The sequence below is a fragment of the Mesorhizobium sp. M1088 genome (genome assembly GCF_040318575.1).
In the GTDB taxonomy this organism is placed as follows: domain Bacteria; phylum Pseudomonadota; class Alphaproteobacteria; order Rhizobiales; family Rhizobiaceae; genus Mesorhizobium.
Genome location: NZ_JAMYMO010000004.1, coordinates 211233 through 234999, shown reverse-complemented (window position 1 = coordinate 234999; position 23767 = coordinate 211233). Strand labels below are relative to the sequence as shown.

25 protein-coding genes are annotated in these 23767 nt (G+C 63.8%); 13 read left to right on the top strand and 12 right to left on the bottom strand.

Annotated elements, in window-relative coordinates; all coding sequences use genetic code 11:
* Nucleotides 1-51: 51 nt before the first annotated feature.
* From NKH49_RS07610 to NKH49_RS07580, 7 genes are all read left to right on the top strand, one after another.
* The gene (locus NKH49_RS07610; RefSeq protein ID WP_352501265.1) at nucleotides 52-1050 is read left to right on the top strand and encodes an ABC transporter substrate-binding protein; all 999 of its coding nucleotides are present in this window, start codon (nucleotides 52-54) and stop codon (nucleotides 1048-1050) included.
* A gap of 37 nt (nucleotides 1051-1087) precedes the next feature.
* Complete coding sequence (locus NKH49_RS07605; protein ID WP_352472198.1) at nucleotides 1088-1849, top strand: ABC transporter ATP-binding protein; 762 nt, start codon at nucleotides 1088-1090, stop codon at nucleotides 1847-1849.
* An 88-nt stretch (nucleotides 1850-1937) separates the two neighbouring features.
* Complete coding sequence (locus NKH49_RS07600) at nucleotides 1938-2573, top strand: BA14K family protein (protein WP_352817082.1); 636 nt, start codon at nucleotides 1938-1940, stop codon at nucleotides 2571-2573.
* 128 nt (nucleotides 2574-2701) lie between these two features.
* Entirely contained in the window at nucleotides 2702-3031 is a 330-nt protein-coding gene (locus NKH49_RS07595; RefSeq protein ID WP_287286361.1) for a DUF2934 domain-containing protein, read from the top strand.
* 3 nt (nucleotides 3032-3034) lie between these two features.
* Entirely contained in the window at nucleotides 3035-3184 is a 150-nt protein-coding gene (locus NKH49_RS07590) for a hypothetical protein (protein ID WP_352925792.1), read from the top strand.
* 146 nt (nucleotides 3185-3330) lie between these two features.
* Entirely contained in the window at nucleotides 3331-3591 is a 261-nt protein-coding gene (locus NKH49_RS07585) for a hypothetical protein (RefSeq protein ID WP_352501268.1), read from the top strand.
* 3 nt (nucleotides 3592-3594) lie between these two features.
* Nucleotides 3595-3855: a hypothetical protein gene (locus NKH49_RS07580; protein ID WP_352451464.1), complete on the top strand. Its 261-nt coding sequence runs from the start codon at nucleotides 3595-3597 to the stop codon at nucleotides 3853-3855.
* Here the strand turns inward: NKH49_RS07580 and NKH49_RS07575 are convergent.
* The 7 genes from NKH49_RS07575 to NKH49_RS07545 form a co-directional block, all read right to left on the bottom strand.
* Nucleotides 3852-4556: an SOS response-associated peptidase gene (locus tag NKH49_RS07575; RefSeq protein WP_352817085.1), complete on the bottom strand. Its 705-nt coding sequence runs from the start codon at nucleotides 4554-4556 to the stop codon at nucleotides 3852-3854. The genes NKH49_RS07580 and NKH49_RS07575 overlap by 4 nt on opposite strands.
* A gap of 113 nt (nucleotides 4557-4669) precedes the next feature.
* A complete protein-coding gene (locus NKH49_RS07570) occupies nucleotides 4670-4888 on the bottom strand; it encodes a hypothetical protein (RefSeq protein WP_292659780.1) in 219 nt (72 codons plus the stop codon).
* Nucleotides 4889-5970: 1082 nt separating this feature from the next.
* Nucleotides 5971-7758, bottom strand: a complete 1788-nt coding sequence (locus NKH49_RS07565; protein ID WP_352501269.1) for an ABC transporter ATP-binding protein — start codon at nucleotides 7756-7758, stop codon at nucleotides 5971-5973.
* 9 nt (nucleotides 7759-7767) lie between these two features.
* Nucleotides 7768-8796, bottom strand: coding sequence for a glycosyltransferase family 2 protein (locus NKH49_RS07560; protein WP_502893753.1), 1029 nt, complete (start codon nucleotides 8794-8796; stop codon nucleotides 7768-7770).
* Nucleotides 8797-8802: 6 nt separating this feature from the next.
* The gene (locus NKH49_RS07555; RefSeq protein WP_352925789.1) at nucleotides 8803-9909 is read right to left on the bottom strand and encodes a glycosyltransferase family 2 protein; all 1107 of its coding nucleotides are present in this window, start codon (nucleotides 9907-9909) and stop codon (nucleotides 8803-8805) included.
* Between the two features lie 2 nt (nucleotides 9910-9911).
* A complete protein-coding gene (locus NKH49_RS07550; RefSeq protein WP_352925788.1) occupies nucleotides 9912-11108 on the bottom strand; it encodes an acyltransferase family protein in 1197 nt (398 codons plus the stop codon).
* A gap of 433 nt (nucleotides 11109-11541) precedes the next feature.
* Nucleotides 11542-12948, bottom strand: a complete 1407-nt coding sequence (locus tag NKH49_RS07545) for an MFS transporter (protein ID WP_352925786.1) — start codon at nucleotides 12946-12948, stop codon at nucleotides 11542-11544.
* Between the two features lie 204 nt (nucleotides 12949-13152).
* Here NKH49_RS07545 and NKH49_RS07540 point away from each other — a divergent pair, with 204 nt between their 5' ends.
* Entirely contained in the window at nucleotides 13153-14055 is a 903-nt protein-coding gene (locus NKH49_RS07540) for a sigma-70 family RNA polymerase sigma factor (RefSeq protein ID WP_352925784.1), read from the top strand.
* A 92-nt stretch (nucleotides 14056-14147) separates the two neighbouring features.
* Here the strand turns inward: NKH49_RS07540 and NKH49_RS07535 are convergent, their stop codons facing one another.
* Nucleotides 14148-15350 carry an MFS transporter gene (locus tag NKH49_RS07535; RefSeq protein WP_352451471.1) on the bottom strand — a complete coding sequence of 401 codons (1203 nt, stop codon included), beginning with the start codon at nucleotides 15348-15350 and terminating at the stop codon, nucleotides 14148-14150.
* A 216-nt stretch (nucleotides 15351-15566) separates the two neighbouring features.
* On the opposite strand from NKH49_RS07535, the gene NKH49_RS07530 reads away from it, so the two are divergent.
* The gene (locus NKH49_RS07530; protein ID WP_352473742.1) at nucleotides 15567-15995 is read left to right on the top strand and encodes a VOC family protein; all 429 of its coding nucleotides are present in this window, start codon (nucleotides 15567-15569) and stop codon (nucleotides 15993-15995) included.
* 92 nt (nucleotides 15996-16087) lie between these two features.
* On the opposite strand, the gene NKH49_RS07525 is transcribed toward NKH49_RS07530, so the two are convergent.
* Nucleotides 16088-16981 (bottom strand): LysR family transcriptional regulator, encoded by an 894-nt coding sequence (locus NKH49_RS07525; RefSeq protein WP_352925782.1) that lies wholly within the window; start codon nucleotides 16979-16981, stop codon nucleotides 16088-16090.
* Nucleotides 16982-17078: 97 nt separating this feature from the next.
* Between NKH49_RS07525 and NKH49_RS07520 the strand changes: the two genes are divergently transcribed.
* Together NKH49_RS07520 and NKH49_RS07515 are read left to right on the top strand one after the other, a co-directional pair.
* Nucleotides 17079-17828, top strand: coding sequence for an SDR family NAD(P)-dependent oxidoreductase (locus NKH49_RS07520; protein WP_352925780.1), 750 nt, complete (start codon nucleotides 17079-17081; stop codon nucleotides 17826-17828).
* Nucleotides 17829-17980: 152 nt separating this feature from the next.
* Nucleotides 17981-18364 (top strand): YybH family protein, encoded by a 384-nt coding sequence (locus NKH49_RS07515; protein WP_023677276.1) that lies wholly within the window; start codon nucleotides 17981-17983, stop codon nucleotides 18362-18364.
* Between the two features lie 69 nt (nucleotides 18365-18433).
* On the opposite strand, the gene NKH49_RS07510 is transcribed toward NKH49_RS07515, so the two are convergent.
* Entirely contained in the window at nucleotides 18434-18895 is a 462-nt protein-coding gene (locus NKH49_RS07510; RefSeq protein WP_352925778.1) for an Lrp/AsnC family transcriptional regulator, read from the bottom strand.
* A 155-nt stretch (nucleotides 18896-19050) separates the two neighbouring features.
* Between NKH49_RS07510 and NKH49_RS07505 the strand changes: the two genes are divergently transcribed.
* Nucleotides 19051-20058: an ornithine cyclodeaminase family protein gene (locus tag NKH49_RS07505; RefSeq protein ID WP_352925776.1), complete on the top strand. Its 1008-nt coding sequence runs from the start codon at nucleotides 19051-19053 to the stop codon at nucleotides 20056-20058.
* A 79-nt stretch (nucleotides 20059-20137) separates the two neighbouring features.
* Here the strand turns inward: NKH49_RS07505 and NKH49_RS07500 are convergent, their stop codons facing one another.
* Together NKH49_RS07500 and NKH49_RS07495 are read right to left on the bottom strand one after the other, a co-directional pair.
* A complete protein-coding gene (locus NKH49_RS07500) occupies nucleotides 20138-21070 on the bottom strand; it encodes a dimethylarginine dimethylaminohydrolase family protein (RefSeq protein ID WP_352925774.1) in 933 nt (310 codons plus the stop codon).
* Between the two features lie 33 nt (nucleotides 21071-21103).
* Complete coding sequence (locus NKH49_RS07495) at nucleotides 21104-22696, bottom strand: zinc-binding metallopeptidase family protein (RefSeq protein ID WP_352925877.1); 1593 nt, start codon at nucleotides 22694-22696, stop codon at nucleotides 21104-21106.
* A gap of 75 nt (nucleotides 22697-22771) precedes the next feature.
* On the opposite strand from NKH49_RS07495, the gene NKH49_RS07490 reads away from it, so the two are divergent.
* Nucleotides 22772-23659, top strand: a complete 888-nt coding sequence (locus tag NKH49_RS07490; RefSeq protein WP_023677271.1) for a LysR substrate-binding domain-containing protein — start codon at nucleotides 22772-22774, stop codon at nucleotides 23657-23659.
* The last annotated feature ends 108 nt before the right edge of the window (nucleotides 23660-23767 follow it).

The window sequence follows — 23767 nt, the reverse complement described above, 5'->3', positions numbered from 1 at the left end:
CCCTTACCAATCTCAACCAGGCCAGAACTCAAATCAGGAAAGACCCGGACCATGAAAATCTCCCGCCGTTCCCTGCTTGCCGGCGCGCCCTTCGCCGCCGGCCTTCTCGCCGCGGGCCTGCCGCGCTTCGCCTTTGCCGAAGCGGAACCAGTGAAGTTCCGCTCCCTCGCCAGCCGTGGCAGCATCTCTCCGCATGAGTTGGCCGCCGAGCTCGGCTATTTCAAAGGCCTCGGTATCGAGGTCGAGAATGTCGGCTATTCCGGCGGCGGCCCGGAATCATTGTTTGCGCTGGCCTCCGGCAGCGTCGATATCGGCTCGGCTGCAACCGCAGCCGTGATCAACTCGATCTCCGGCGGCAACGACTTCGTCGCCGCCTATCCGAGCAACGGCATCAACAGCAAGGTGCGTAGCGTCTTCTACGTGCTGGACGACAGCCCGATCAAATCGATCGCCGATATCGCCGGCAAGACCATCGCCGTCAACACGCTCGGCGCCCATCTCGACTACACCGTGCGCGAGGCGCTGCACAGCGTCGGCCTGCCGCCGGATGCCGCCAATCTCGTCGTCGTGCCCGGACCGCAGCTCGAACAGACCTTGCGCTCCCGCCAGGTCGACATCGCGGCGCTCGGCTACTGGCAGGCGACGTTTGCCGGCGCCCTCGTCGACAACGGCGGCGTGCGTGGCGTGTTCAATGACACCGACGTGCTGGGCGAGCTGGCCGGCGGCTTCGTCGTGCTCAGGCGCGACTTCATCGCCGCGCATCCCGACGCCGCCCGCAACTTCGTCGAGCAATCGGCGCGCGCCTCCGACTGGTCGCTGCAGAACCCCGACGAAGCGCGCAAGGTGCTCGCCACAATCCTCGACAAGCGCGGCGAAAACGGCGAGCTGGCGCGTTACTGGACCGGCTTCGGCCTGCGCCAGGGCGCCAAGGCGACGGACCGCGACATCGACTTCTGGGTCAGCGTGCTCGAGCGCGACGGCCGCCTGCCAAAGGGCAAGCTGAAGGCAACAGACATCCTCTACCGGCCGGGCGAAACCAAGACCAACTGACAAAGGCAACCGACCAACCAGTTGGGAGACGAGCGCGATGAGCAGCACAAGCGGCGGTCAGGTCAGCATACGCGACCTGTCCAAATCGTTCAGCATCAGTGGGCGCTCGCTCGCCGTGTTGAGGACCCTCAACCTCGACATCCGCTCGGGCGAATGCCTTGTCATCGTCGGCGCCAGCGGATCGGGCAAGACCACGCTGCTGCGCATCCTTGCCGGGCTGGAGGCTGCCGACAGCGGCGGCGTCGCCATCGACGGCAAGCCGGTGCACGGCGTCGGTGCCGAACGTGCGGTGATCTTCCAGGAACCGCGCCTGCTGCCCTGGTTGACCGTGCTCGGCAATGTCGCCTTCGGTCTCGAAGTGCGCGGCGTGCCAAAGGCCGAGGCCGAGGAACGGGCGCGCTTCTATATCGCGCTCGTCGGCCTCGCCGAATTCAGCGATGCCTTTCCCCGGCAGCTGTCGGGCGGCATGGCGCAGCGCGTCGGCATCGCCCGCGCCTTGACCGTGCAGCCCGAAATCCTGCTGCTCGACGAGCCGCTGGGCGCGCTCGACGCGATGACCAAGATCGGCATGCAGGAGGAACTGGCGCGCATCTGGAGCGAGGAGAACGTCACCATGGTGATGGTGACGCACGACCTCGAGGAAGCAATCTACCTCGCCGACCGGGTGCTGATCCTGCCCAAGGAGAAAGGCGGCGCGGCGCGGCTGATCGACATCGACCTGCCCCGCCCGCGCGAGCGCAGCGAAAGCCGCTTCGTGCGCTACCGCGAAGAATTGCTGCGCGAATTCGGCCTGCACTGAAAGCCGCCTAAGACCCCTGCCCCGCTCTTTCCTGGAACCGGATTCCCCGCCCCCGCATTTCCTTAACCGGGAGGCGAAGGAGCGCGGCATGAAAGCCTTGTTCGCAATCTTTGGCGGCTTCGTGCTGACGCTCGCCGTATTCGCCAGCGGTCTCGCCTTCGCCACCTGGCTTCTAATAGCCAAGCCGGTACGGCCGGCCGCCCCGGTCTCCAGCGTCGCCGAACTGTGGGCCAAGGACCCGCGACCGGTGAACCCGGCCTCGCAGCGCCTCGAACGCCTCCCGGCCCGCCCGGTCCCCGTTCGCACCTCGGAAGTCGGTCGCAGCTCGAAACCCACCGATGCCGCCGCAGCGTCGACAACCGACATTACCGCGACCGGCTCTATCCAGCCACCAGCGGAAGAGCAGCAGACGCTGCCTGCCGCCCACGTGGAATGGTGCGCCAGCCGCTACCGCTCCTACAGGCCGGACGACAACCACTACACATCCTACAGCGGACAACAGCGCCCCTGCATCTCGCCCTATCTCGGCGCCGCCGATGACGGCAGCTATTTCGAGGCGAGCGATACGTCGTCGGTGGAGGGCTACGCGCCATCGGATGAACCCGGCGCCGCCGAGCTCTCATTCGACCACGTGCAATACTGCTTCAGCCGCTACCGGTCATATCGACCGGAGGACAACAGCTATCAGCCGTATTCGGGCGGGCCGCGCAGGCAGTGCGAGTAGGCAGGCCGTGGGGTGGCTGGCGGCCGCAGTGCATGGCGCCTTGTGCGACCCCACCCAACGATCACGCAGATTTCTTGGATCGTTCGGGTTGGCGCGGCGTTCATCCGATACCCAAAGGAGAAATCAACATGGGCGACGACCGGGAAGACAAGATTCGTGAGCGCGCATACCAGATCTGGGAACGCGAAGGCGGGATCCATGGCGATCCCGAGCGGCACTGGCACCGGGCCGAGGCCGAGATCGACAGGGAGGCGGCTCTGCCACTGACGGCAGGCGATGCCCTGCCGGAAACCCGCGAGGTCGCGAGCTCCGACGTTTTGACGGTGGAGGCCCTGGCGGTGCGCACCGGCATATCGGGCGAACAGGCGCAGGAGCTGATCGACAGGCTGGGAAACGACAGGGCGGCTATCGAACAAGCCGCGCGCAACCTTAAGGGGAAGCAGCGGCTCGGGGAGTGACAGATGATCAGAAAACTCAAAGACGGAAAATACCGCCTCAATTCGCGCAAGAAGGACGAAAAGACCGGCAAGCGCCGCAATCTCGGCACCTTCGATACCCGCGAGGCCGCCGAAAAGCACGAACGTGAGGTGCAGTATTTCAAGAGGCATTGAGGCGGCGTGCTGTCGCTTCGGTGCCTCCATTAGTTGATATTGAACAAAACGGGAACAAAAATGTCAAGAGCGAATTGACTCTGCGAGGAATGCCTTCCTATTTGTCAGCAGGCGGGGCGGTTGCTCACAAATCGAGGAGAGCCGCGATGGGCAGACGAAAAAGCCGGTTCGACAGGCTGTCGGCGAGGGATGCGGAGGCGATCATCAGGGACACTTTGAGCCTGCGCAAGACGGTGCTGTCGTCGCAACTGCATCTGAAGGCGCATGGCGAGCTGTTCTGGCAGCTTTGCGGGCTTGTCGAGAAATTGCACGAGGTGCTGGCCAGCGTCGCGGAGAAGGAGCCCGATTACCGGATGGCGGAGCTTGGCCTGCTTCCGCTGCCCGAGGATTACTCGACCCGGAATTGAGCCATGGCCGGGCCGATGGACAGCGTTGGGCGTGCCGCCAAGGCCAACATGCTGCTCATCGTGGAGTGCGGCCATTGCTACCATGTCGGACGCTTCAGGGCGAATGACGTGGCCCAGGTGGTGGGCTGGAGCAAGCCGCTGGAAGCGATCAGGTTCAGGTGCAAACGATGCAGCCGCAAGGACACGACGGTGAAGACGCAGTTCATCGACCAGGACCATCCGCCCAAGGGCTACATCTGGGTGCTGCAGAAATTCAAGCGCTAAAACAACGAGCCTTGCGCCGGCGCCTGCTGCGGAAACTTGATCTGTGTCGCCGGCTTGTCGACGATCACCAGCGCATCATCGGGCGCCGTGCGCTGCAGGTGCCTTGCCTCCGACCATGGCGCCGTCAGCCAGGTCTCGGTTTCTTTCGGCGTGGTCAGGATCACCGGCATTGCCTTTTCGTGGATCGGCGCGATCAGCGCGTTGGGCTGGGTCGTCATGAAGCCATAGACCTGGTGATCGGCGGGGCCGTCCTTGACCTTGCGAAGGCCATGCCAGCGCGTCCACAGGCCGGCAAAGAAGAACAGCGGGCGGTCCTCGCCGAGTGCAAACCAGTAGTTGCGCTGGATGCCGGTCTCGTGGTCCTTGTCGCCGGGCGTCGGGCTGGGCTCGGCGAAGCTGGTGACAGGCACCACGCAGCGGTTCTCGATGCCGAGATATTGCTGCCAGTGGCCGTATTGCGGATTGCGGATATTAGTGGTGCCGTAGTCGGTCTTGCCCTTGACCCGCTCCAGTGGCGTCGGCATGCCCCACAGCAGATTGGCCAATTCGCGTTCGCCGTCCGGCGCGTTGCGCACCACCGGGCCGGGCTGGTTGGGATAGATGTCGATGGAGGGTTCGAGATTGCCGAGGATGTCGCGCAAGGCGCGGGTCCACTGGCGGATGGCCTCCTGGCTGGTCGTGATGTTGTAGAGATTGCACATTTTCAGGCCGTTCCCGGATGCTCAGGCATCTTGTTGGAAACGGCCTGGAATTTCCAGCGCTGTCCGTTGGGTTGCTGACACGGCAGGCCGTGTCAGCAATGGCTTTGTGAGACCTACCGCGCCGATTGTCTCATAGCTTGTGCGGCTACCGCCGCGAGAAAAGCCCTCGCCGCGGCATCGCAGGCCGCTCGAGACGGGCCTTTGGCGAAAAGAAGAAGCTCGGCGGCTCGAATGTTGAGCCCGTGCTTCCTTGCGAATGTGGCTAGATCATAAGGCTTGTTGTCGTAAGGTTCGTCGTCGTAGTCGATCGTCAGATCGTAGTTTTCTTTCATTTTCTTCCTCCCTTTAGCGATCTCCCCCCTCCTATCGCTAACGCAAAATTAACGTCGATGGCGGCGGGCGAGTCCACCAATCAGAGATTGTGTAAAAAACGTACGAGCTCGCATGCTCGCCCTCGCAACGGGCCTGCGAGCAATTGCCGCCGACCGGACCGGTCGAAAGAGCCGATTATGATGGCAATGTTGGAAAGGCTGCCACAGCCTGGTGCTACGGGTGTCCGCGACGCCTAGCGTGCCTAAATAGCAGGCATTTTCATCTTCCAGGCCCCGGTCCGCAGCCGGCCTCGTTGGGTCCGGCTAAAGGATAAGTCCGGCTAATAACACCGTAAGGAGCAGCGACAGCGGAACGGCCGCAAGACACCAGATCTCCAACGTGTTGTTTTGCAGCGGGTCCATCATCAGCCTCACTTTTTGGTTTGTCATTGTGACACTAACGGTTGGTCGGAGGTAGCGGTTCCAAGCGACGCCGTTCATAGAGCGCTGCCTGTGCTGCATATTAGCAACAGCTTGACGACCGCTGAGCCGGTACCGCTTGGACAACTTCACTGGCGCCGGTGGATGCGTATTCCGCAGGACTGCAAGCGCCCCTCGGCATCAGTCGTGCGGGGATCGATCGCCGCCCATGATCAGCGCCGAGCCGGTCATGCCCCGGAACCCAATGGCTGCATCTATCTCCGGCCGAAGTTTCGCTACCACCGAGCCGATCCGATGTTCACTCCAGCCAGCGATGCGCGTTTACAGGGACCTAAGTCTGACCTGCCTGCGCAATGGTCTTGTGTACGGCCGGCATCGGGAACAACTGCGCCCGTCTTCAGTTGATGGCGTCACCTCCTCGAGGAGACATCGGCGCAGAATCAGTCCCTTCATGCGCTGATTAGGGTCCGCCTGCCATTGCTGGATTTGGCAGGCGGACCCTTGGTTCTGTACGCTCCAGATGGAAAGCGGGTAAGCTCGGGATCACTCATCATCCCAGAAATCCCGTAGAGACGTAGGCGGAGGTCTTCCTCGCCCCTGAGATGCTTGACCTGGCTTGACATCCGAGACGACCTCCCAGCGCGCACGCAGCGGGGTCGCCCTCAGCCTTCCAGCGCCTCGTGCTGGTAAAGCTCGTCCATGCTGAGCGCCGCCAGGGCCGCGAACGGCGCCTGCTTCTTCACGCGGCCGTGGCTCAGGATCACGACGTCGTCGCAGAACGAAACGGTGCTGCGATGATGGCTGATGACAATGGTGGTGCGGCGGCCGGCGCGCGACTTGAGCGTCTCGACGATTGCAGCTTCCGACAGGCCGTCCACCGCATTGGTGGCTTCGTCGAGGATGAGGATATTGGGATCGCGCACCAGGGCTCTGGCCAGCGCGATCCGCTGCCGCTGTCCCGCCGAGAGATTGACGCCACGATAGCCGACGACCGTCCGGTAGCCCTGCGGCAGTTGCTCGATGAAGCCATGCGCTTCGGCCAGTTTTGCCGCGCGCTCGGCGTCATCGGCCGAGGCCGCGTCCTGGCCGTAGATGATGTTGTCGAAAATCGTGCCGTCGACCAGCTCCAGCTCCTGGCTGGCGAGCGCGATGTGCTTTCGCCATTGGCTGGGGTCGATGCGGTCCAGAGGCGATCCATCAACGAGAATCCTGCCGCTATCCGGTTCGACGAAGCGGCACAAAAGATTGACGATCGTCGTCTTGCCGGCGCCCGACGGGCCGATCAGCGCGGTCGAGCGGCCGCTGCGGAGGTCGAAGCTCGCCGCATGCAGCACCACCGCGCGCTGTTCCGAACCGGAATAGGTAAAGGTGACGTCTTCGAACTTGATGCCTTGGCTGAGCCCGGGGAATGGGCTGTTGCCTTGCGGCGGCTGGGGCTTGTCGGACGGGTCCAGCATCCACGTCACCTCTTCAAGCGATCCACTCAGGCCCTGCAGCTGGCTCCAGGCCATTTGCAGCGACCGCATATAGGGCTGCAGCCTGTAGAGCAGGATGACGAAGGCGACGATCAGCGGGAAGGAAACATTGGCGAACCAGGCGCCGATCACCACCGCCAGGAACAGCATGGCGTGCAGAACCTCGGTCAGCGGCGGCAAAGCTCCCTGACGCGTCAAAAGCACGAAGGCCGCCCGGCGCACCGCATCCGATGCCTGGTCGAATGCCGCCTTCTCGCGTTGCTCCTGGCCAAAAATGCGGATCAGCCGCCCGGCATGCACCAGATGCAGCATCTGCGATGCGAGCTGGCTGTTGCGGGAGGCGACGCTGCGGCTCGGCGCCTTCAAATTGGCCGACAGCACGGCGTGCGCGACCTGGACCAGCGCCAGCCCCAGCGTGACCAGCAGCGTCATCTGCCACGACAGAAGCAGCAGGAAGGCCAATAGGATGATTGCGGCCGATGCATTGACGATTGCCCCCAACGTGATCTGGATGGCATCCGAGGCCCGCCAGGATTCGTTGGAGATGATGTTGAGCAGCCGTCCCGGGCTTTGCTGCAGGAAGAATGGGTAGCCCACCCGCAGCAGCTGCTCCGACAGCGCGCTGCGGATCGAATGGCTCGCCTTGCCGTAGATGAAGGTGGTCAGCAGCGTGTTGGCGAAAGCGAACAGGTTCTTCAGCACGATCGAGCCGAGGATGGCGACCGATATGACGATCAGCCGGTCGCGCTCGCTCAGGCTCGATCCGACATGCTGGAAGACGGCGGAAAAGCCGGCCATGCCGGTCTGCCCCTGCTGCCCCATGATTATGTTCAGCAACGGGATGATCAGGCCGATGCCGAAGCCTTCAAGCGCGGCGCTGAGCAGCCCGAGCACCACCACGGCAGGAAGCAGGCGCAACTGCTTTCTCCCCAGCGCGCGGCGCAGCATCGGCAAGCTGGGCGGCATCAATCGCATGGTGGCGGATCACCTCGCCTCGGCATTTGCCTGTTGCTCCTGTCGCATTTGCGCCGGCTGCGGCGATTTCGCCAGCAAAAGCACCGCGAACTTGGCCGCGCCGAGCAAATTCATGCCGACGATCGGCCAGTGCGACAGCTTGAGTTCACGGTCGAACAGCGGGCCTTTCCCCAGTTCGCGCAAGGCCGCCCTCATCGACCAGTAGAAATGCCGAAACAGCCACGGCGCGTGGCGGATATGCTTCAGGCAAAGCCCGCCATTGCCCATGCTGTAGTCGCGATGCAGCTTTTCGATGGCCTTGCGGTCGCGCCGGCCGTGATGGTGATAGATGGTCATGTCGGGCACGTATTCGACCGGAATCCCAAGCAGCACCGCCCGCACCAGATAGTCCGTATCCTCCGCCGATCGCAGCGGGCCGCCGGCGCCGAACCGTTCGTCGAACCGCCCGATACGGGCGGCGACATCGCGATGCATCGTCATGTTGCAGCCAAGCACGAAGCCGCCGGGATGGACATCCGGCGTAAGCCGCGCGCGCACCGGCGACCGCTTGATAGTGAACGGCAGGTCGCGGGGGTCGCCGATCTCGACGCGGCCGCCGCGGATGACCCGTTCGCCGGCCGCATAGTGCCGCTGCAGATCGCGCAAATAATCCTTGTGGACCGCGCAATCATCGTCGACGAAGACCAGCACGCGGCCCCGCGCCCGCTCCAGCCCGGCGTTGCGCGCGGCCGCCAATCCGGGTCGCGGCTCGCAAATGGCGGTGAACGGGATGTCCGACAGTTCGGCGATGCTGGCCAGCCGTTTGGCCGTGCTGTCGGTCGAGCCGTTGTCGACAACCACCAGCTCGGCGGCAAAGTCGGCATGGGCACGACACGCGGCCTGGATCGAGCTGATGCAGGGCTCGAGTACGGCGACACGGTCGCGTGTGCAGACAATGAAGCTGACCGCCGGCGCCGGTCCTTGCTGCGGCCGCGGCGACATGGCCGCCGGCACCGTCGAGCGGCCGCGCTGCTGGACCTGGTGCGATTTGACGAACATGCGTTGCTAGCTCAACTGGTTCGAAGGCAAAACCGCCGCGGCCGGCACGGACTGCAGATACCGCGACAGGGCATCCACCTGCCTGGTGACCGACATCGAGGCGAGACTGAAGCGCGGCGCGAAGGCACCGGTCCGAAACACGTACTGCTCGCGCCGCCGGATGAGGTTCCATTTCGCCGTCCGCGTCAGGAATTCGTGCATCAGCAGCGGCTGCCTTTCCCCCGATATCAGCTGGTAGAGGAAATAGAACAGGTTCAGCGTGCCGGCCTGGTAGCTCGGCCTCGTCTCGGCCGGCAGTGCCGAAATCCTTTCTTCCAGCGCAAGGATCCATTCGGCGGCACGGCGAACCGTGTCCATCGACAGGACCTCACCGATGTCGCGCAGGCCTTGCGTCTCTTGGGCGAGCCCTTCGCGCTCGAGGTTCTCGGCGACGATCTTCAAATGGGTCCTGCGCATTTCGCGCTTGTGCCTATTGGTCACGCTGTCGTCATGGATACGATAGGCGATCAGGCTTTCGGGGATCATGGCCGCCGGGTAGCGGTCGGTCAGCCGCCTGAACAGGTCGAAATCCTCGGCATGCTTGTAGCTTTCGTCATAAAATAGAACGCTCTCTTCGATGACCTTCCTGTTGTAGACGACCGTGGAATGCATGAAGATCGTGAAGAACATCGACAGTATTCGCAGGATATTGTCCTGGAATATCGGATCGGGCGAACCCCTGACGATGCGGTTGCCGAGCAAGGTATCGAAACCCGCGCCGCATAGAGCCAGGTCAGGCTGCTGGCTGAACAGCGCGACCTGCCGCGACAGGCGCTGGGGATAGGCGATGTCGTCGGCGTCCATCCTGGCGACCAGATCGCCGCGCGCCACGGCCAGGCCTTCGTTCAAAGTTGCGATCAGGCCACGGTTTTCGCGTGAGATGATCGAGATGCGATTGTCGGCCTGGCGGTATTTCTGCAGGATCTGCAGCGAGTTGTCGGTCGAGCCGTCATCGATGGCGATGACCTCCAGACGCTCGTAATCCTGGCGCAGGACGCTGCCCAGCGCAGCGGCGAGATAAGGTCCCGCATTGTAGATCGGCAGCAGAACGGAAACCAAGGGAGCAGCAGCCATGATCAGCTCCGATCGGTTCGGTGCAGCTTGCGCGGCAAGGGTGACGTGCCACCATCAAGCGGCCTGCCCGGATATGCTCCGGCCGCGAGCCATCCGGCATTGCCCACGTCCATGCCTGCCGAGATGGCGCCGCGGCCTTTTCCAGCAACATAGGGGAAGTGGCGCTTGAGGCTGTTGAGCGGCTTTTCGAAAAGCAGCCACGAAACCGAAGCCAGCATGAGCGTCGCAGTTCCCGCGACCAGGAACCGCCCCGGCCCTTGCTCCGAGACGTTGAGCGGAATCCAGGGCTGCGACTTGACAACCAGAGCCAGCACTATGGGATGGTAGAGATAGACGCCGTAGCTTATGCGGCCAAGGCCAAGCAGCGGCGGCAGTTCGAGAAGTTTTCCGACGCGACCGCCAATGCCCGTTGAACAGCTTGCAACGATGACCCCCAGAGGCGCGACAGGCAGGATCTGCAACAGCAGCCAGAGACCCCATTCCTGCACCGGATTTGCCGGCGCCGGCGCAAACCACTGCAGAACGAAAAACGCCGCGGCGAGCCCCGGCCAGCCAGCTCGAAGCCATTGCGGCAAGCCGGCTGTTCTTGACCGGTAGGCGGCGAGCAGCGCGCCTGACGCCAATGCATCCATCGACGCCGGCGGCAGCAGGTCGCGCGCCAAACCGGGCGTTCCCGCGATCGGCCAATAAAACCGGTAGGCCAGCGACAGCATGATCACGCCGATGCAGATCGCTTCGAGGCGCTGGCGCGGTGCCAGCAGGACGATCAGTGGCCAGGCGATATAGAACTGCTCCTCGATGCTCAGGCTCCAGAAATGGCAGAGCAGCCAGGGCGTCCATTCATTCTGCGCCGCGTACCAGAAATTCGACAGATAGAGGGCATGCCAGGCGAGCGATCCTCTGGACTGCTCCAGGTCCACCAGCCAGACGAAACCCAGCACGGCGAAATAGGGCGGGAATATTCGCAGCGCCCGCCTGATATAGAAGGATTTCAGCGCCGGTCCGGTTTCGAATTCGGCGGCCGCTCTGGCTTCCAGCAGTAGTCGCGTGATCAGAAAGCCGCTCAGCACGAAGAACAGGCGCACGCCGATATGGCCCCAGAACGAGGACCCTCCGGCCGCGAAGAAATGCGAGTACAGCACCATCGTCACGGCGATGGCCCTCAGCGCGTCCAATTGGGTGTCGCGCGCATTTCCCATTAGCGGCATACGCCGGCGGGACGGCGAAACTGCCAATCGGTCAATATAGCGGCGTCGTTCACGGCGCATTCCAATCGGAAGCGCCCCCCTTGCGCAGAATAGGACCACCATTGTGCAACGCAACACAAAAAGTTGACACATTTGAAACAGGAACGTGAGGCGCGACTAATAAAAGCCAAAAAACAGCAGGAAACAGCCTGAATTGTCCATTCTTGACGATTTTTTCGCACTGCCTTGGCCCGCCGATATCGGCGAGAGGGTGCTGCGATGCAGCATGTTCGCCGCCATCACGGGCGCAAGATCTGGGTCTGGACACAGATGCCCCGCCACAGGACCGGCCGGCAACCGACGCTCGGCGACCTTTTTGCTGCGCTGGCGCGGCTGCTGTTAGCGCGACAACAGTGGGAGCAAGCGCAAGCTTCCCGCCTTCGAGTTACGCCTCCTTGCTGGCATTCGCGAGCGCCACTGCGCGACGCTCCGGGAGCGCCAATCCGACGAGCGCGCCGGCGAGCGAGAGCAGAGCGGAGACGTCGATTGCCGAGGTGAAGCCATCGCTGAACGCGTCAGTGGACGAGAAGCTTCCAGTGCCGGCGAACACCGCACCGGCGATCGCGATCCCGGATACGCCACCGAGGAAGCGGAATGTGTTGAACGTGCCGGCAGCCTTGCCGACCTCCGGCCGGGCGACCGCATTGAGAACCGCGTTCTGCGCGGCAGGCATGGCCATCGACACGCCGGCACCGGTAATGATCAGCGGGGCGACTAGCTGAACGTAGGGCAGATCAGGTGCGGCGATCTGCGCCAGCCAGGCCATTCCAGCCGCTTGCAGGATCAGTCCGGCCACCACAAGCCAGCGCTCGCCGACGCGGTTGATCAAGCTGCCGGCGATCGGTGCGACCACGAAAAGCGTGGCGGTCCAAGGCAGCAATCCCATGCCGGCGCCGAGCGGCCCACGGCTCTGGGCAAACTGCAGAAACTGCGGCAACAGGAACACGAGGCCGTACATGGCCGCGCAGAGCAGGAAGTTCGCCCCTACGCCCGAGGAGAATGCGCGCGCCTGAAAGAACCGCAAAGGCAGCATGGGCTCACGGGTACGCAGCTGCCAAAGGACGAATGCGGTGGCGAAAAGCAGCCCGGCCGTCAGCGCCGTCAGCACTTCAGAGCCGCTCCAGCCCACGATGTTGCCGCGCATCAGACCCCAGACCAGACCAAATGCCGCCGCAGTTACCAGGACGACGCCGAGGACATCGATAGCCGTGCCCGGCCCGTAACTCTCCGGAATCCGACGCAGCACCAGCGGGATGAGGACGATGCCGACCGGGACATTGAGCCAGAAGATCCAGTGCCAGGAGAGGCCTTCGGAAATCGCACCGCCCGCCATCGGGCCGATGATCAGGGCCAGGCCGGTGATGCTGCTGAAGATACCCAGCGCCTTGCCTCGCTCCTCCGGGGGAAAAGCGACGCTCAGCAGCGCCATGGCCAGCGGCATGACCATTGCGGCACCTGCGCCCTGGACCGCACGGGCCGCAATCAGCAATCCGGCATTGCCAGCGAGCGCGCAGGCAACCGACGCTGCGACGAACAACGCCAATCCGGCAACGAGCGTACGCCGGCGGCCGAACCGGTCACCGAGCGCAGCCCCGGTCATGAGTAGGACGGCAAAACTCAAATTATAGGCGTTCATCGTCCATTGCAGCGTCTCCAGCGAGGCATCGAGCTCGACGCGCATTGTGCTCAATGCCGTCGCCACGACCATCGCATCGAGAACGACCATCAAGGAGCCTATCGACGTGAGGGCGAGAACCCAGACCTTCGTTGATCCCGCACTTTGCTTGCTCATGACTATGGCGCCTCCGGCTTGAACAAAGGGCCCGCCAGGTTGACGGGCCCGTGATCCAGAGACGCGTAGGGAACATCAAAGGATTCCAGCAGGAGAAAGTTTTTTCGACCGAATCCTTTTGCCATCGTCGAGCGTCTATAAGACGCTGCGCCCGATGGCGGGCGCCTCTGCCTGGGAGATACGCATGAGATCGACCCTTGTGCGATGACCGGATCCGCAATCGGCACGCCAGAAGGACGGGAGCCATTCGACCGGCTGCTCGGCGAATTGCGGCCGAAACTGCACCGTTATTGCGCCCGCATGACCGGTTCGGTGATCGATGCCGAGGATGTCGTCCAGGAAGCTACGGTCAAGGCGCTTGAGGCGTTCCCCGGGACCGGGCCGATAGCCAATGTCGAGGGCTGGCTGTTTCGCATCGCGCACAATGCCGCGCTCGACCACCTGCGCCGTCGTGCCAGGTTGGATGCCGCGCATGTCGTTGAGGATATCGATATGATCCCTGACCCCGGTATGTCGGCCGAGGGTCGACACACTGCGGCCGCAAGCCTGCAGACCTTCATGCGCCTGCCCGCGGCGCAGCGTAGCAGCGTCATCCTCATGGATGTGCTCGGCTATACGATCGAAGAGATCGGCAACATTATCGACAGCAGCGTTCCGGCGGTGAAAGCCGCACTGCATCGCGGCCGTCTGCGCCTGCGCGAGGTCGCCGGCGAGTCTGAGGATCGGCCTGCGCCGGTGTTGGCCGAGCCCGAGCGGGCGCGGCTGGCAGCCTATGTAGAGCGGTTCAACGCCCGCGACTTCGATGCGATCCGCGACATGCTGGCCGAGGACGTCCGGCTTGATCTCGTGAACCGGCTCCGGGCGAGCGGCCGCACGAAAGTGGGCCGGTACTTCCACAATTACGCGGGTATCCACGATTGGCGGCTGCTTCCTGGCCTGGTGGATCGGCACCCAGCCATTCTTGTGATCGATCCGGACGACTCGGCCGGAGGGCTAAAATACTTTATCCTGCTGGAATGGGCCGGCGACAGACTGGCGAGAATTCGCGATTTCCGCTATGCGCGCTACACGCTTGATGGCGCCGAGGTGGTGCCTCTGCTTGCATAGCAATACGCGTTTCATAATGCCGAACACTGCCAGCTATTTTGGATCGCGGCCGCTTGCCATCCAAGCGGCCGCCCTTTTCCACCGATCGTGCTTTAAGCCGGTTGCAACTCCCTGCGCGGCAGCGGCGGGAAGGCGATCGCAATCGCCATCGCGCCAAGCCCGACAAGGGCCGAGCCGATGAACAGCCAGGAATAGCTAGCATAGGCATCGAACACCATGCCGCCGGCGAGCGGGCCGAAAGCCATGCCGAGGCTGGACAGCATGGTTACTGCACCGAACACCGTGCCGAGGATGCGCTGGCCGAAATATTCGCGCGCCAGCACCGCATAGAGCGGCATGACGCCGCCATAGGTGGCGCCGAAGATGACGGCGAGCGTGTAGAATTGACCAAGCTCGCTGACCGCCAGATAGGCGGCGATAACCACGGCCTGTATGGCCAGCCCGGTGATCAGCACCGGTTTAACGCCCAACCGATCGGCAAGCACGCCGTAAAGCAGCCGGCCACCCAGCCCTGCCAGGCCCTCGATGCTGTAGATGCTGACCGCCGCCATCGGCGCTATGCCGCACAGCATCGCATAGCTCACCATGTGGAAGATCGGCCCGGAATGCGCCGCGCAGCAGGCAAAGAAGGTCAGTCCCAACACGATGAATTGCGGCGAGCGCAGCGCCTGCGGAACCGTCATGCCGGCACCCTCGGCGGCAACGCTTGGGGCAGCGCCGTCGGCAGCGGGCTTGGGCGGCTGGCGCACCAGAAGCGCGGCCGGCAGTAGCAGCACCCACGCGGTTATGCCGATGTCGAACATTGCGGTGCGCCAGTCGTAGGCCGAAATCAGCCAGCGGGCGAAGGGCGAGATGGTCATTGGCGCCACGCCCATGCCGGCCGAGACCAGCGAGACGGCGAGGCTGCGGTTCGTGTCGAACCAGGCGGAGGTCAGCGCAATCATCGGCGCGAAGAAGGCGCTTGCCGCGAGGCCGACGAGCACGCCGTAGGCCAACTGGAAAACGAGCAGCGAACCGGTGCGGCTGGCCAGGACCAGCGCCAGGCCGAGCAGCACGGCGCCGGTCATGACGACGATGCGGGCGCCAAAGCGGTCGTAAATGGCGCCCCAGGCGAAGCCGCCGAGGCCCATTACCAGGAAGTTCAGCGTCATCGCACTCGATATGCCGGCGCGCGACCATTGTGTGTCAAGCGCCATCGGTTCGAGAAAGATCGCCAGCGAGAACATCGCCCCGAGGGCGACACAGGTCATCAGCGCACCAGCCGCGACGATAACCCAACGATAGGGAAGGCTCATTTCACTTTTCTCCCATGCCGGAAGCGTTGATACGGCACGACCTTTTCGAGCTTCGCCGAGCCGCTTGCGTCCGAAGGACGTTGGATATGTCATGAATCCGACAATCCGGTTGCATTTTTTATCCAGTCGGCGCGATGGCGCCATTCCACGGCTTTCTGGATTGACCGCGCACCATTCGAAGCTAGATTTCCAACCGGCGATCAGGAGCTGTCAAGCATGGCAAATCAGGAACTTCATCGCGGCCGTCTCATCGACCACCTCCATCTGGTGGTCAGGGATCTCAAGGCCAGCCGTCGTTTCTACGAGGCGGTTCTCAACGTGCTCGGCATACCGATCGGTGGCGCCGGCAATGATTATTTCTGGGCCGACGAGCTGTTCATCTCCAGCCCCGACAGCCCGGCGGCCCTGGGAAAGCTGACCGGCCGCCACCACCTGGCCTTCCAGGCAAATGACCGCGCCATGGTCGATGCCTTCTACAGGGCCGGGCTTGAGGCCGGCGGCACCGACAATGGTGCGCCGGGCGAGCGATCCTACCATCCCGGCTATTACGCCGCCTTCCTGCTCGACCCCGACGGCAACAACATTGAGGCCGTCCACCACGGCGCGGCCAACCGCAGCGCCGATTCAGTGAAGATCACGTTCTAGCTTCGGGTAAGGGTGGTTCGCTTGCGCAAGCGGCCGGCACGGTTGGTTTCTGCCAAAAGCTGGGTGTTTGCGTCATAGACCATGCGTCTGCCCTATCGCGTCAGCGCAGCCATTTGGCCTGCAAGGAAATCGACGAACAGCCGCGCCCGGACCGGCAGCTGTCGCCCGTACGCATGGACAATGTGCACCGGCATGGTTGGCATCGCCACCTCGGGCAGGATGCGGACCAGGCGACCCGTGTCGAGATCGTTCTGCACGGCAAACCGCATCAGATGCGCGATGCCGGCACCGCCAAGTGCTGCATTGCGGATGGCGCCGCCGTCGTCGGTATCGAGCCGCCCATCCGGCACGATCATCGTACCGTCGGCAAATGTGACCGGATAAGGCCGGCCAGCCATCTGGTGGCGGACGAATTCATGGTCCCGTAAATCCTCGACCGATGCCGGACGGCCGCGCCGCTCGACATAGGCCGGTGAGGCCACCAGCATGATCGGCAGATTGGCGATCTTGCGCGCGACGAGCCCGGTGTCTGAGAGCGGCCCCATGCGCACCGCAACGTCATAGCCTTCGCGGATCAGATCGGCGTGACGGTCGGTGACGCTGAGCTCCAGTTTGACTGCGCCGTGCTGCGCAAGGAACGCTTGCGCCCATGCCGCGATCAGGCCACGCCCAAGCTCGACCGGCGCTGTAACGCGCAGCAGGCCGCGCGCCGTATCGGCCATCTGAACGATGTCTTCGGCATCGTCCAGCGCCCTGAGCAGCGGCGCCACGCGCTCGTAATAGGCGATGCCTTCGCTGGTGAGCCCGAGCCGGCGCGTCGAGCGCTGGATCAGCCTGACGCCGAGCCGACGCTCGAGCCGCGCCACGCTTTTCGACACTGCCGACGGGCTGGAGCCGACCAGCCGGCTGGCGGCATGGAAAGAGCCGGCATCGACGGTTCGGACGAAGGCGACGAGACCGGCGGTCTTTTCGAGGATGGTGGTCATTCCGGAATTCCAGGAACGAAAGAACGGATTGTGGGCACCATAATACGCGTTTCGATCATGATTAAATACCGCTCATCGTCAACAAAGGAGAGATTTGATGAGCAAGCTGAACGGCAAGGTCGCCATCGTCACCGGCGCCTCCAACGGTATCGGCGCCGCCATCGCCAAGAGTCTTGCCACGGCCGGCGCCGCAGTGGTCGTCAACTACGCCTCGTCACGGGAAGGCGCCGACCGCGTCGTCGCCGAGATCGAGGACCGTGGCGGCCGCGCCGTCGCCGTCCAGGGCGACGTGTCGCAAGCGGCTGATGTGCGCCGCCTGTTCGAGGCGGCGAAATTGGAGTTTGGCGGGCTCGACATACTGGTCAACAATGCCGGAGTCTTCGCATTCGAGCCGCTGGAAGCGGTGACCGAGGCCGAGTTTCACCGCGAGTTCGACATCAATGTATTGGGCATCATTCTGACCACGCAAGCAGCAGTGAAGCATTTTGGCGCGGGCGGCGGCAGCATCATCAACATAAGCTCGGTCGCCAGCCGCAATCCGCAGCCGAACTCGCTCGTCTACGCCGCGACCAAAGGTGCGGTGGACACGATCACGCTGTCGATGTCGCGGGAGCTCGGCGCACGCAACATCCGCGTCAACGCCATCGCGCCCGGCGGCATCGATACCGAGGGCCTCGCGCGCATCGGCATCGTCGGCAGCGAATTCGAGAAGCAGATTATAGCCATGACGCCGCTCGGTCGCTTCGGCCTGCCCGACGACGTCGCCCGCGTCGCGGTGTTCCTCGCCTCCGACGAAGCGTCCTGGCTGACCGGCGAGCGCATCACCGCCTCCGGTGGCTGGCGATAGGCATGGAGGGCGCGAACCTGCCGGCTCGCTGACCGTGCTACCCGCGACGCGACGCACTGCAATCGATGACGAGAGCGATCTAAGCCCTATGTAGCAGCGAGGAAGGAGCGCCGTGCGCCATCGATGACGGCGAGATGCCAGGGAGGTAACGGATGACGGGCGACGAAAAAGCAATCCGAAAGCTGGTCGAGACGTGGATGGATGCGAGCAAGCGTGGAGACATCGCGACCGTCCTCAGCTTGATGACGGACGACGCGATCTTCATGGTTCCCGGCCGGGAACCCTTCGACAAGGAGATCTTCGCGGCAGCCGCGCGGGAGACGGCCGGCGTTCATATCGACGGCACGAGCGATATCGTGGAACTACAGCTTCTCGGCAATTGGGCCTTCATCCGCAGCCGCATCAATATGACCGCGACCCCGCCGAATGGCGAGCCGGTCCATCGATCGGGATATGCGCTGACGCTCCTGCGCAAGGAGGCGGATGGTGAGTGGCGGCTCGCACGCGACGCAAACCTGCTGACCCAGCAAGGCTAGAGCCGGTCTCCGGCATCTCTGCACCTGGGCCAAGATGCGATGCAGGTCGCTCTGATTCCCTCCACCTGATCACACCGGCAAGAGGGCGTTCGGCTTGACATCGGCGATGGAGGCGAACGTGTGCGTTTCGCGCACGCCGGGCAGCGGCAGGATGACCCGCTGCAGGAAATCCTGGAACACCGCCATATCGGCGATCCGCGCCTTGACCAGATAATCGAAACCGCCAACCACCATATGGCACTCCAGAACCTCCGGAGCTTTCGCCACGGCTTCGGCGAAGCGGTCAAAGACATGAGGCGCCGTGTGGTCAAGCCGGACCTCGATGAACACCAGCGTTCCCCGGCCGACCTTGCGCGGATCGAGCATGGCCCTGACCGCGGTGATGAACCCGTCGCGGAACAGGCGCTTAAGCCGCTGGCTGGTTCCGGTCGGAGACAGCCCGACACGCCCGGCAAGATCAAGCGTCGTCCGGCGTCCGTCTTCCTGGAGCAGCCGGAGCAGGCTGCGGTCTATCTGGTCGAGGTCGCTCATTTCACAATCCACGCTATCTAAGGGATTTGCGTGTTGATTTCACGCAGAGACACCGAAATCAACGTATTTCACAACATAAAACCTCGCAATAGCCTTCGCTTCCCTCACCGCTGAAAGCAAACGTGGTGAGCCGATTTCGAACACAGGAGTGCAGGATGACCAAGCAAGCGTTCAGCCCAGCCGGCAGGAGTGCGGCAGAAATCAGCAAGGGAGCGACCGAGATCCTGGTGCTGAGCGAAACCGACGTGATGGAATGCATCGACCTCAGTCAGCTTCTCGATGTTCTGGAAGACGGCTTCAAGGCGCTGTCACAAGGCAAGGTCGTCAATCCACCCCGACCACAGCTCGACATCCCCGAGGCCGGCTACAGCCTCGCCATGCCGGCCTGGATGGAGGGCATGAACCTGACCGTCAAGATCGTCAACGTCTTCGAAGGCAACCTGGCCAAGAACCTGCCCAGCCACCTCGCCACCATCACCCTGTTCGATCCGCTGTCCGGCCTGCCGGTCTGTATCATGGACGGCACCTTCATAACCGCGGTGCGGACCTCAGGCTCCGCCGTGCTGTCGGTGCGCACGCTTGCCCGCAGGGACGCCAGGATAGCGACCGTGGTCGGCGCCGGCGTGCAGGCCAACCAGCACCTGCATCTGTTGCCCTTGGTGCGCGACTTTGCCGAAATCCGTGTCGCTTCGAAGAGCTTCGACGATGCGGCAGCGCTTGCCCGGCTGCATCCGTCGGTGGTGGCGGTCGCCGACCTCGAGACGGCAGTGCGCAGTTCCGACGTGGTGTGCCTGGCGACCCACTCCTACCAGCCGGTGATCGACGCAGGCTGGGTCCAGCCGGGCACGCATGTCTCCTCGGTCGGGGTGGCGCCGCCCGGCGGTGAAATGCCGATCGAGCTCATCCGCAGATCCAGTCTTTTTGTCGAAACCAAGGATGCATTCAAACCGACCCCAGTCGGATCTTGCGAGCTTGCCGGCTTCGACCCGGATTTCGGCACCGAGCTTGGCGCCATGCTGCTCGACCGCGCGCCGGGCCGCGTTTCGGATCAACAGATCACCACCTACAAGGCGATGGGCATTGCGATGGAAGACATGGTCGCTGCCGACCTCGTCTATCGTTGCGCCCGGCGTCTGCGCAAGGGAAAGCTCATCGTGCTGTAGGGGCGCGCCGCACGCCAGGCGGATCGACGGTGCTGACAATGGCGCTTTCGCGCAAGCGGCCGGGCTAAAGGCCGGCCCCTCAGGCCGGCTCGCGCTTCAGCGCCTGCGCCATGCAGTGAATGCCGCCGCCGGTCTTCGAGATCTCGCTCATGTCGATGGCCGCCACCTCGAAGCCGCGCGCCTTGAGCTGGCCGATCAGCGTCTGGCTCGAGGTCGGGGCGATTACCCTGTCCTTGCCCAGCGACATGAAGTTGCAGCCGAGCGCCATAGTATCCTGGAACGGCACGTCGATGATCTCGTGGCCCTTGCCCTTCAGCCAGTCGACGATGCCGGGCTCTGTACAGGCAAGGCAGACGGCGGTCAGCTTTTCGGCGATCGGCACCACCATCAAGTCGATATGGACGTAATACTCGTCGATGAAGGCGATGCGGGTCTCCCAGCCCTCCTTGTCGAACCAGGCCTGGACCTGGCGCGCGCCCTCCTCCTGCGTGCGGGCGCCACCGCAGCCGATCAGCACGACGCCGTCCTCGATGACGTTGAAGTCGCCGCCCTCGAACGTGCCGGCGGTGACCATGTCGTAGATCGGGATGCAGAGCTTCTCATAGGTGCGGATCGCCGCGTAGTTCTCGCCGCGCCGCCACCACTGGGCCATGGCGGTGATGATGGCGCCATACGGCGTCATGACGCTGGAATCGCGCGAGTAGACCTGCATCGGCAGTTCCGGCGTCGGCTCGTGCCAGTGGATGTTGACACCGAAATGCTCATAGGCGGCGACCAGATCCTTGTGCTGCGCTTGGGCGATCTGGACGTTGCATGGCGCCTCGCGCAGATGCTTGCGCGACAGCGAGCTGGTCGAGAGATGGCGCAGGAAATTCGGCGAGCCGAGCAGCACGTCGGTCAGCACGTCGGTCTCGTTGGCGAAGCCCCAGGCGGTCAGCGGCTTGGTTCCGCCGGCCGGGTTGCGGCGCTGCAGCGAAAACGGCTCGGTGACGATGCGGTCATGGACGGTCATGGGGTTTCTCCTCGTGAAGGGCGGCTTGGTTGATCATGCGGGTTGGTTGCCTGGTATCCACCAATCCCGTCCGCGCGGGGTGGTGATGTATTCCGGCCAGCGAAATCCGATGGGCGGATCGTAGTCGCAGAGCGGCGCGATCCAGTTCGAGCCGCCGATGCCGCCGCCGGTGCGGGCGACGAATTCATCCATCGCCGCGTTGCGCGCGGCATCGTCTTCCAACAGGCGAAGTGCTGCCAGCGCGACCGTCTTTGCGGCGCAGATGACCATTGGGTCGATGGTGGCAGAAATGCCGCCCAGCGCATTCATCGCCCAGGACGGAAACGCGTGGCCGTTCTCGGATCGCAGCGCCGGCCGGGCGACGTAGAACCGCGCCGTCGGCGTCTGCCACGACATGTCGGTGTAATCGTCGGAGGTCGAATTCAGCTGCGATGGCGGCAAGTCACGGCGCAGGATCGCCTCGGCATCCTGTGGTGCAATCAGCCGCTCCAGTTCGTCGATGAATGGTTCCTCGGTCGCTTCGCCGCCGGCATTGACCTGGATTTCGCGGGCGATCGCCTTGGCCGTCTTGTCCCAGCACGGCGGCCCGACCGCCGCCAGCGCGTCGAAGGCAATGCCGGCCATTGCGTGGTTGGCAAGCCCCGGCCGCGACTTCGACACCCAGTGCCGCTCATGGCGGCAGCCGCTCATCCTGGCTGCGGCTTCCGCATTGCGGTCGAGCACGGCGGTGACCTGCTCGGCCATCGCAAGCGTCGGCACGCGGATCATGTACTGGATCTCGGCCAGCCCGGCCGGCAGATTGTCGGCGGTCGCCTGGCCCGCCGTCAGGATCGCCTCGCTGATCGACCAGCCACCCTGGTGCGGCAGCATGGAATCGCGCAGCGCCTTGGAGGCCATGTACATCATCATGAGCGCGTCGTTGGCGCCGGGCGCCCTGACTGCCGAATGCGCCTGCGGGATGGGTGCTGCGCCGCCTGCCGCCCTCGCCCAATGTTCCGGCTCGTCGCAGATGAAACGGTAGATCATCGCATAGGCCGCACCGCAATGCGTGTCCCAGCGCGCCGTGTTGCACAGCGGCAGCATATAAAAAGGATGGAAGGAGACCATGCCCGCCAGCCCATCGTAATAGCCCTTCGCGGCATGGATCGGCTTCGATCCCCTCACCTTCTCCGCCGGCTCGCCGGTGAAGCGCAGCGTGCCTGATATGCCGTGACGCTGCATCGCCGCCTTGGTCGCCAGCAGCCCGCCGAGGCTGGCAATACCGAGGCCGGAATGCGGATCGGTGTGGCCGCCGGCCTGTTCGCCCAGCCCCGGGCGCGGTCGCTTCACCGTCGCCGCATCCTGGCAATTGCCAGGCACCGCGTCGTACTCGGCATACATGCCGATGGTCGGGCCGGTCCCGTTGGTCCAGTGGGCGCAGAAGGCGGTCGGCATGCCGCCCGATCCTTCCTCGACCGAAAATCCTTCGTGTTTCAGATGCTCGACATACCAGGCGGCCGACTGGTATTCGCGCCAGGCGGTCTCGCCGAAATCGAAGATCGTCCGCGTCCACGCCGATAGCGACGGCTGGATGTCGTCCAGACAGGCAAGTGCGGTCGCTTGCGCGGAGGTCACCGGTTTCTCCATGGCGGAAAGAAAGCAGTGAAGCGCCCCGCCAAAAAGTGATATGTTTTCCCGGCTCATGCAAATTCGGTTCACCTCTTGAGAATTCCCTCGACGCAGGCGCTGCGCGCCCTCGACAGTTTTGCCCGCCACGGCAGCGTCTGGCGCGCCGCTGACGAACTGCATCTGACCCGCAGTGCCGTCAGTCATCAGTTGCGCCTGCTCGAACGCGATCTCGGCTTCGATCTGCTCGAACGTATCGGCAAGGGCGTGGCGCTGACGCCACGCGGCCAACGCTATGCCAGCGACGTGCGCAAGGCGCTGACGGTGCTGGGCGACGCGGTGACACGCCATGCCGGCACCGGCATCGGCGGTTCGTTCAGCGTCAGTTGTACGCCGGGTTTCGCCTCGCTGTTCCTGTGCACCCATATCGGCGAGTTCCGGCAGATGTACCCCGATGTCGCGCTGCGCATCCTGACGCCGCGCCGTCTCGACGACGTGAGCAATGCCGAGGCCGATGCCTTCATCGCCTTCGGCGTCGGCAATTGGCCGAACCGCGCGGTCGAGCTGTTGTGCGGGATCTCCTTTACGCCGCTGTGCAGCCCGACGCTGCTCAACAAGATCGGCGGCTTCTCCAAGCCGGCCGACGTGCTGCGCGCCAATCTCCTGCATCTCGGCGATACCGAGGACTGGGCGCGCTGGCTGGCGCTGTCCAAGGTCGAGAACCCCGACCCGGAAGGCGGCATCTTCTTTTCCGACATGAACCTGGTTTTTTCGGCGGCGATCGCCGGCCAGGGCATCGCCATGGGCGACGAGCTGACCAGCGGCCGGGCACTGAGCGAAGGCCGGCTGGTCCGCCCCTTCGACATAGCGATCAACTCCCCGCGCTCGTATTTTCTGGTTTCCGAGCACGCCAAGGCGGCGCATCCGGTGCTGGAGGCGTTTGGGCGGTGGCTGAGGTCGAAGCTGTCGGAGAACCAGCGTTAATCTCCCCCCTTTGAGGGGGAGATTGGCGCATAGATGAATCAAATTTGCCGATCAGGCGAAAACTATTCGGTTGCGGTGAGCCGCCGCCCTGCCTACGATTTCGGCTAC

What these genes read in the sequence shown, in the direction of transcription:
- NKH49_RS07595 (WP_287286361.1), top strand. Translation starts at nt 2,702, where the DNA reads ATGGGCGACGACCGGGAAGACAAGATTCGTGAGCGCGCATACCAGATC.
- NKH49_RS07495 (WP_352925877.1), bottom strand. Translation starts at nt 22,696, where the DNA reads ATGGAGAAACCGGTGACCTCCGCGCAAGCGACCGCACTTGCCTGTCTG.
- NKH49_RS07580 (WP_352451464.1), top strand. Translation starts at nt 3,595, where the DNA reads ATGGCCGGGCCGATGGACAGCGTTGGGCGTGCCGCCAAGGCCAACATG.
- NKH49_RS07585 (WP_352501268.1), top strand. Translation starts at nt 3,331, where the DNA reads ATGGGCAGACGAAAAAGCCGGTTCGACAGGCTGTCGGCGAGGGATGCG.
- NKH49_RS07505 (WP_352925776.1), top strand. Translation starts at nt 19,051, where the DNA reads ATGACCAAGCAAGCGTTCAGCCCAGCCGGCAGGAGTGCGGCAGAAATC.
- NKH49_RS07560 (WP_502893753.1), bottom strand. Translation starts at nt 8,796, where the DNA reads ATGTTCGTCAAATCGCACCAGGTCCAGCAGCGCGGCCGCTCGACGGTG.
- NKH49_RS07600 (WP_352817082.1), top strand. Translation starts at nt 1,938, where the DNA reads ATGAAAGCCTTGTTCGCAATCTTTGGCGGCTTCGTGCTGACGCTCGCC.
- NKH49_RS07575 (WP_352817085.1), bottom strand. Translation starts at nt 4,556, where the DNA reads ATGTGCAATCTCTACAACATCACGACCAGCCAGGAGGCCATCCGCCAG.
- NKH49_RS07530 (WP_352473742.1), top strand. Translation starts at nt 15,567, where the DNA reads ATGGCAAATCAGGAACTTCATCGCGGCCGTCTCATCGACCACCTCCAT.
- NKH49_RS07535 (WP_352451471.1), bottom strand. Translation starts at nt 15,350, where the DNA reads ATGAGCCTTCCCTATCGTTGGGTTATCGTCGCGGCTGGTGCGCTGATG.
- NKH49_RS07555 (WP_352925789.1), bottom strand. Translation starts at nt 9,909, where the DNA reads ATGGCTGCTGCTCCCTTGGTTTCCGTTCTGCTGCCGATCTACAATGCG.
- NKH49_RS07545 (WP_352925786.1), bottom strand. Translation starts at nt 12,948, where the DNA reads ATGAGCAAGCAAAGTGCGGGATCAACGAAGGTCTGGGTTCTCGCCCTC.
- NKH49_RS07500 (WP_352925774.1), bottom strand. Translation starts at nt 21,070, where the DNA reads ATGACCGTCCATGACCGCATCGTCACCGAGCCGTTTTCGCTGCAGCGC.
- NKH49_RS07565 (WP_352501269.1), bottom strand. Translation starts at nt 7,758, where the DNA reads ATGCGATTGATGCCGCCCAGCTTGCCGATGCTGCGCCGCGCGCTGGGG.
- NKH49_RS07610 (WP_352501265.1), top strand. Translation starts at nt 52, where the DNA reads ATGAAAATCTCCCGCCGTTCCCTGCTTGCCGGCGCGCCCTTCGCCGCC.
- NKH49_RS07540 (WP_352925784.1), top strand. Translation starts at nt 13,153, where the DNA reads ATGACCGGATCCGCAATCGGCACGCCAGAAGGACGGGAGCCATTCGAC.
- NKH49_RS07605 (WP_352472198.1), top strand. Translation starts at nt 1,088, where the DNA reads ATGAGCAGCACAAGCGGCGGTCAGGTCAGCATACGCGACCTGTCCAAA.
- NKH49_RS07510 (WP_352925778.1), bottom strand. Translation starts at nt 18,895, where the DNA reads ATGAGCGACCTCGACCAGATAGACCGCAGCCTGCTCCGGCTGCTCCAG.
- NKH49_RS07520 (WP_352925780.1), top strand. Translation starts at nt 17,079, where the DNA reads ATGAGCAAGCTGAACGGCAAGGTCGCCATCGTCACCGGCGCCTCCAAC.
- NKH49_RS07550 (WP_352925788.1), bottom strand. Translation starts at nt 11,108, where the DNA reads ATGGGAAATGCGCGCGACACCCAATTGGACGCGCTGAGGGCCATCGCC.
- NKH49_RS07525 (WP_352925782.1), bottom strand. Translation starts at nt 16,981, where the DNA reads ATGACCACCATCCTCGAAAAGACCGCCGGTCTCGTCGCCTTCGTCCGA.
- NKH49_RS07590 (WP_352925792.1), top strand. Translation starts at nt 3,035, where the DNA reads ATGATCAGAAAACTCAAAGACGGAAAATACCGCCTCAATTCGCGCAAG.
- NKH49_RS07570 (WP_292659780.1), bottom strand. Translation starts at nt 4,888, where the DNA reads ATGAAAGAAAACTACGATCTGACGATCGACTACGACGACGAACCTTAC.
- NKH49_RS07515 (WP_023677276.1), top strand. Translation starts at nt 17,981, where the DNA reads ATGACGGGCGACGAAAAAGCAATCCGAAAGCTGGTCGAGACGTGGATG.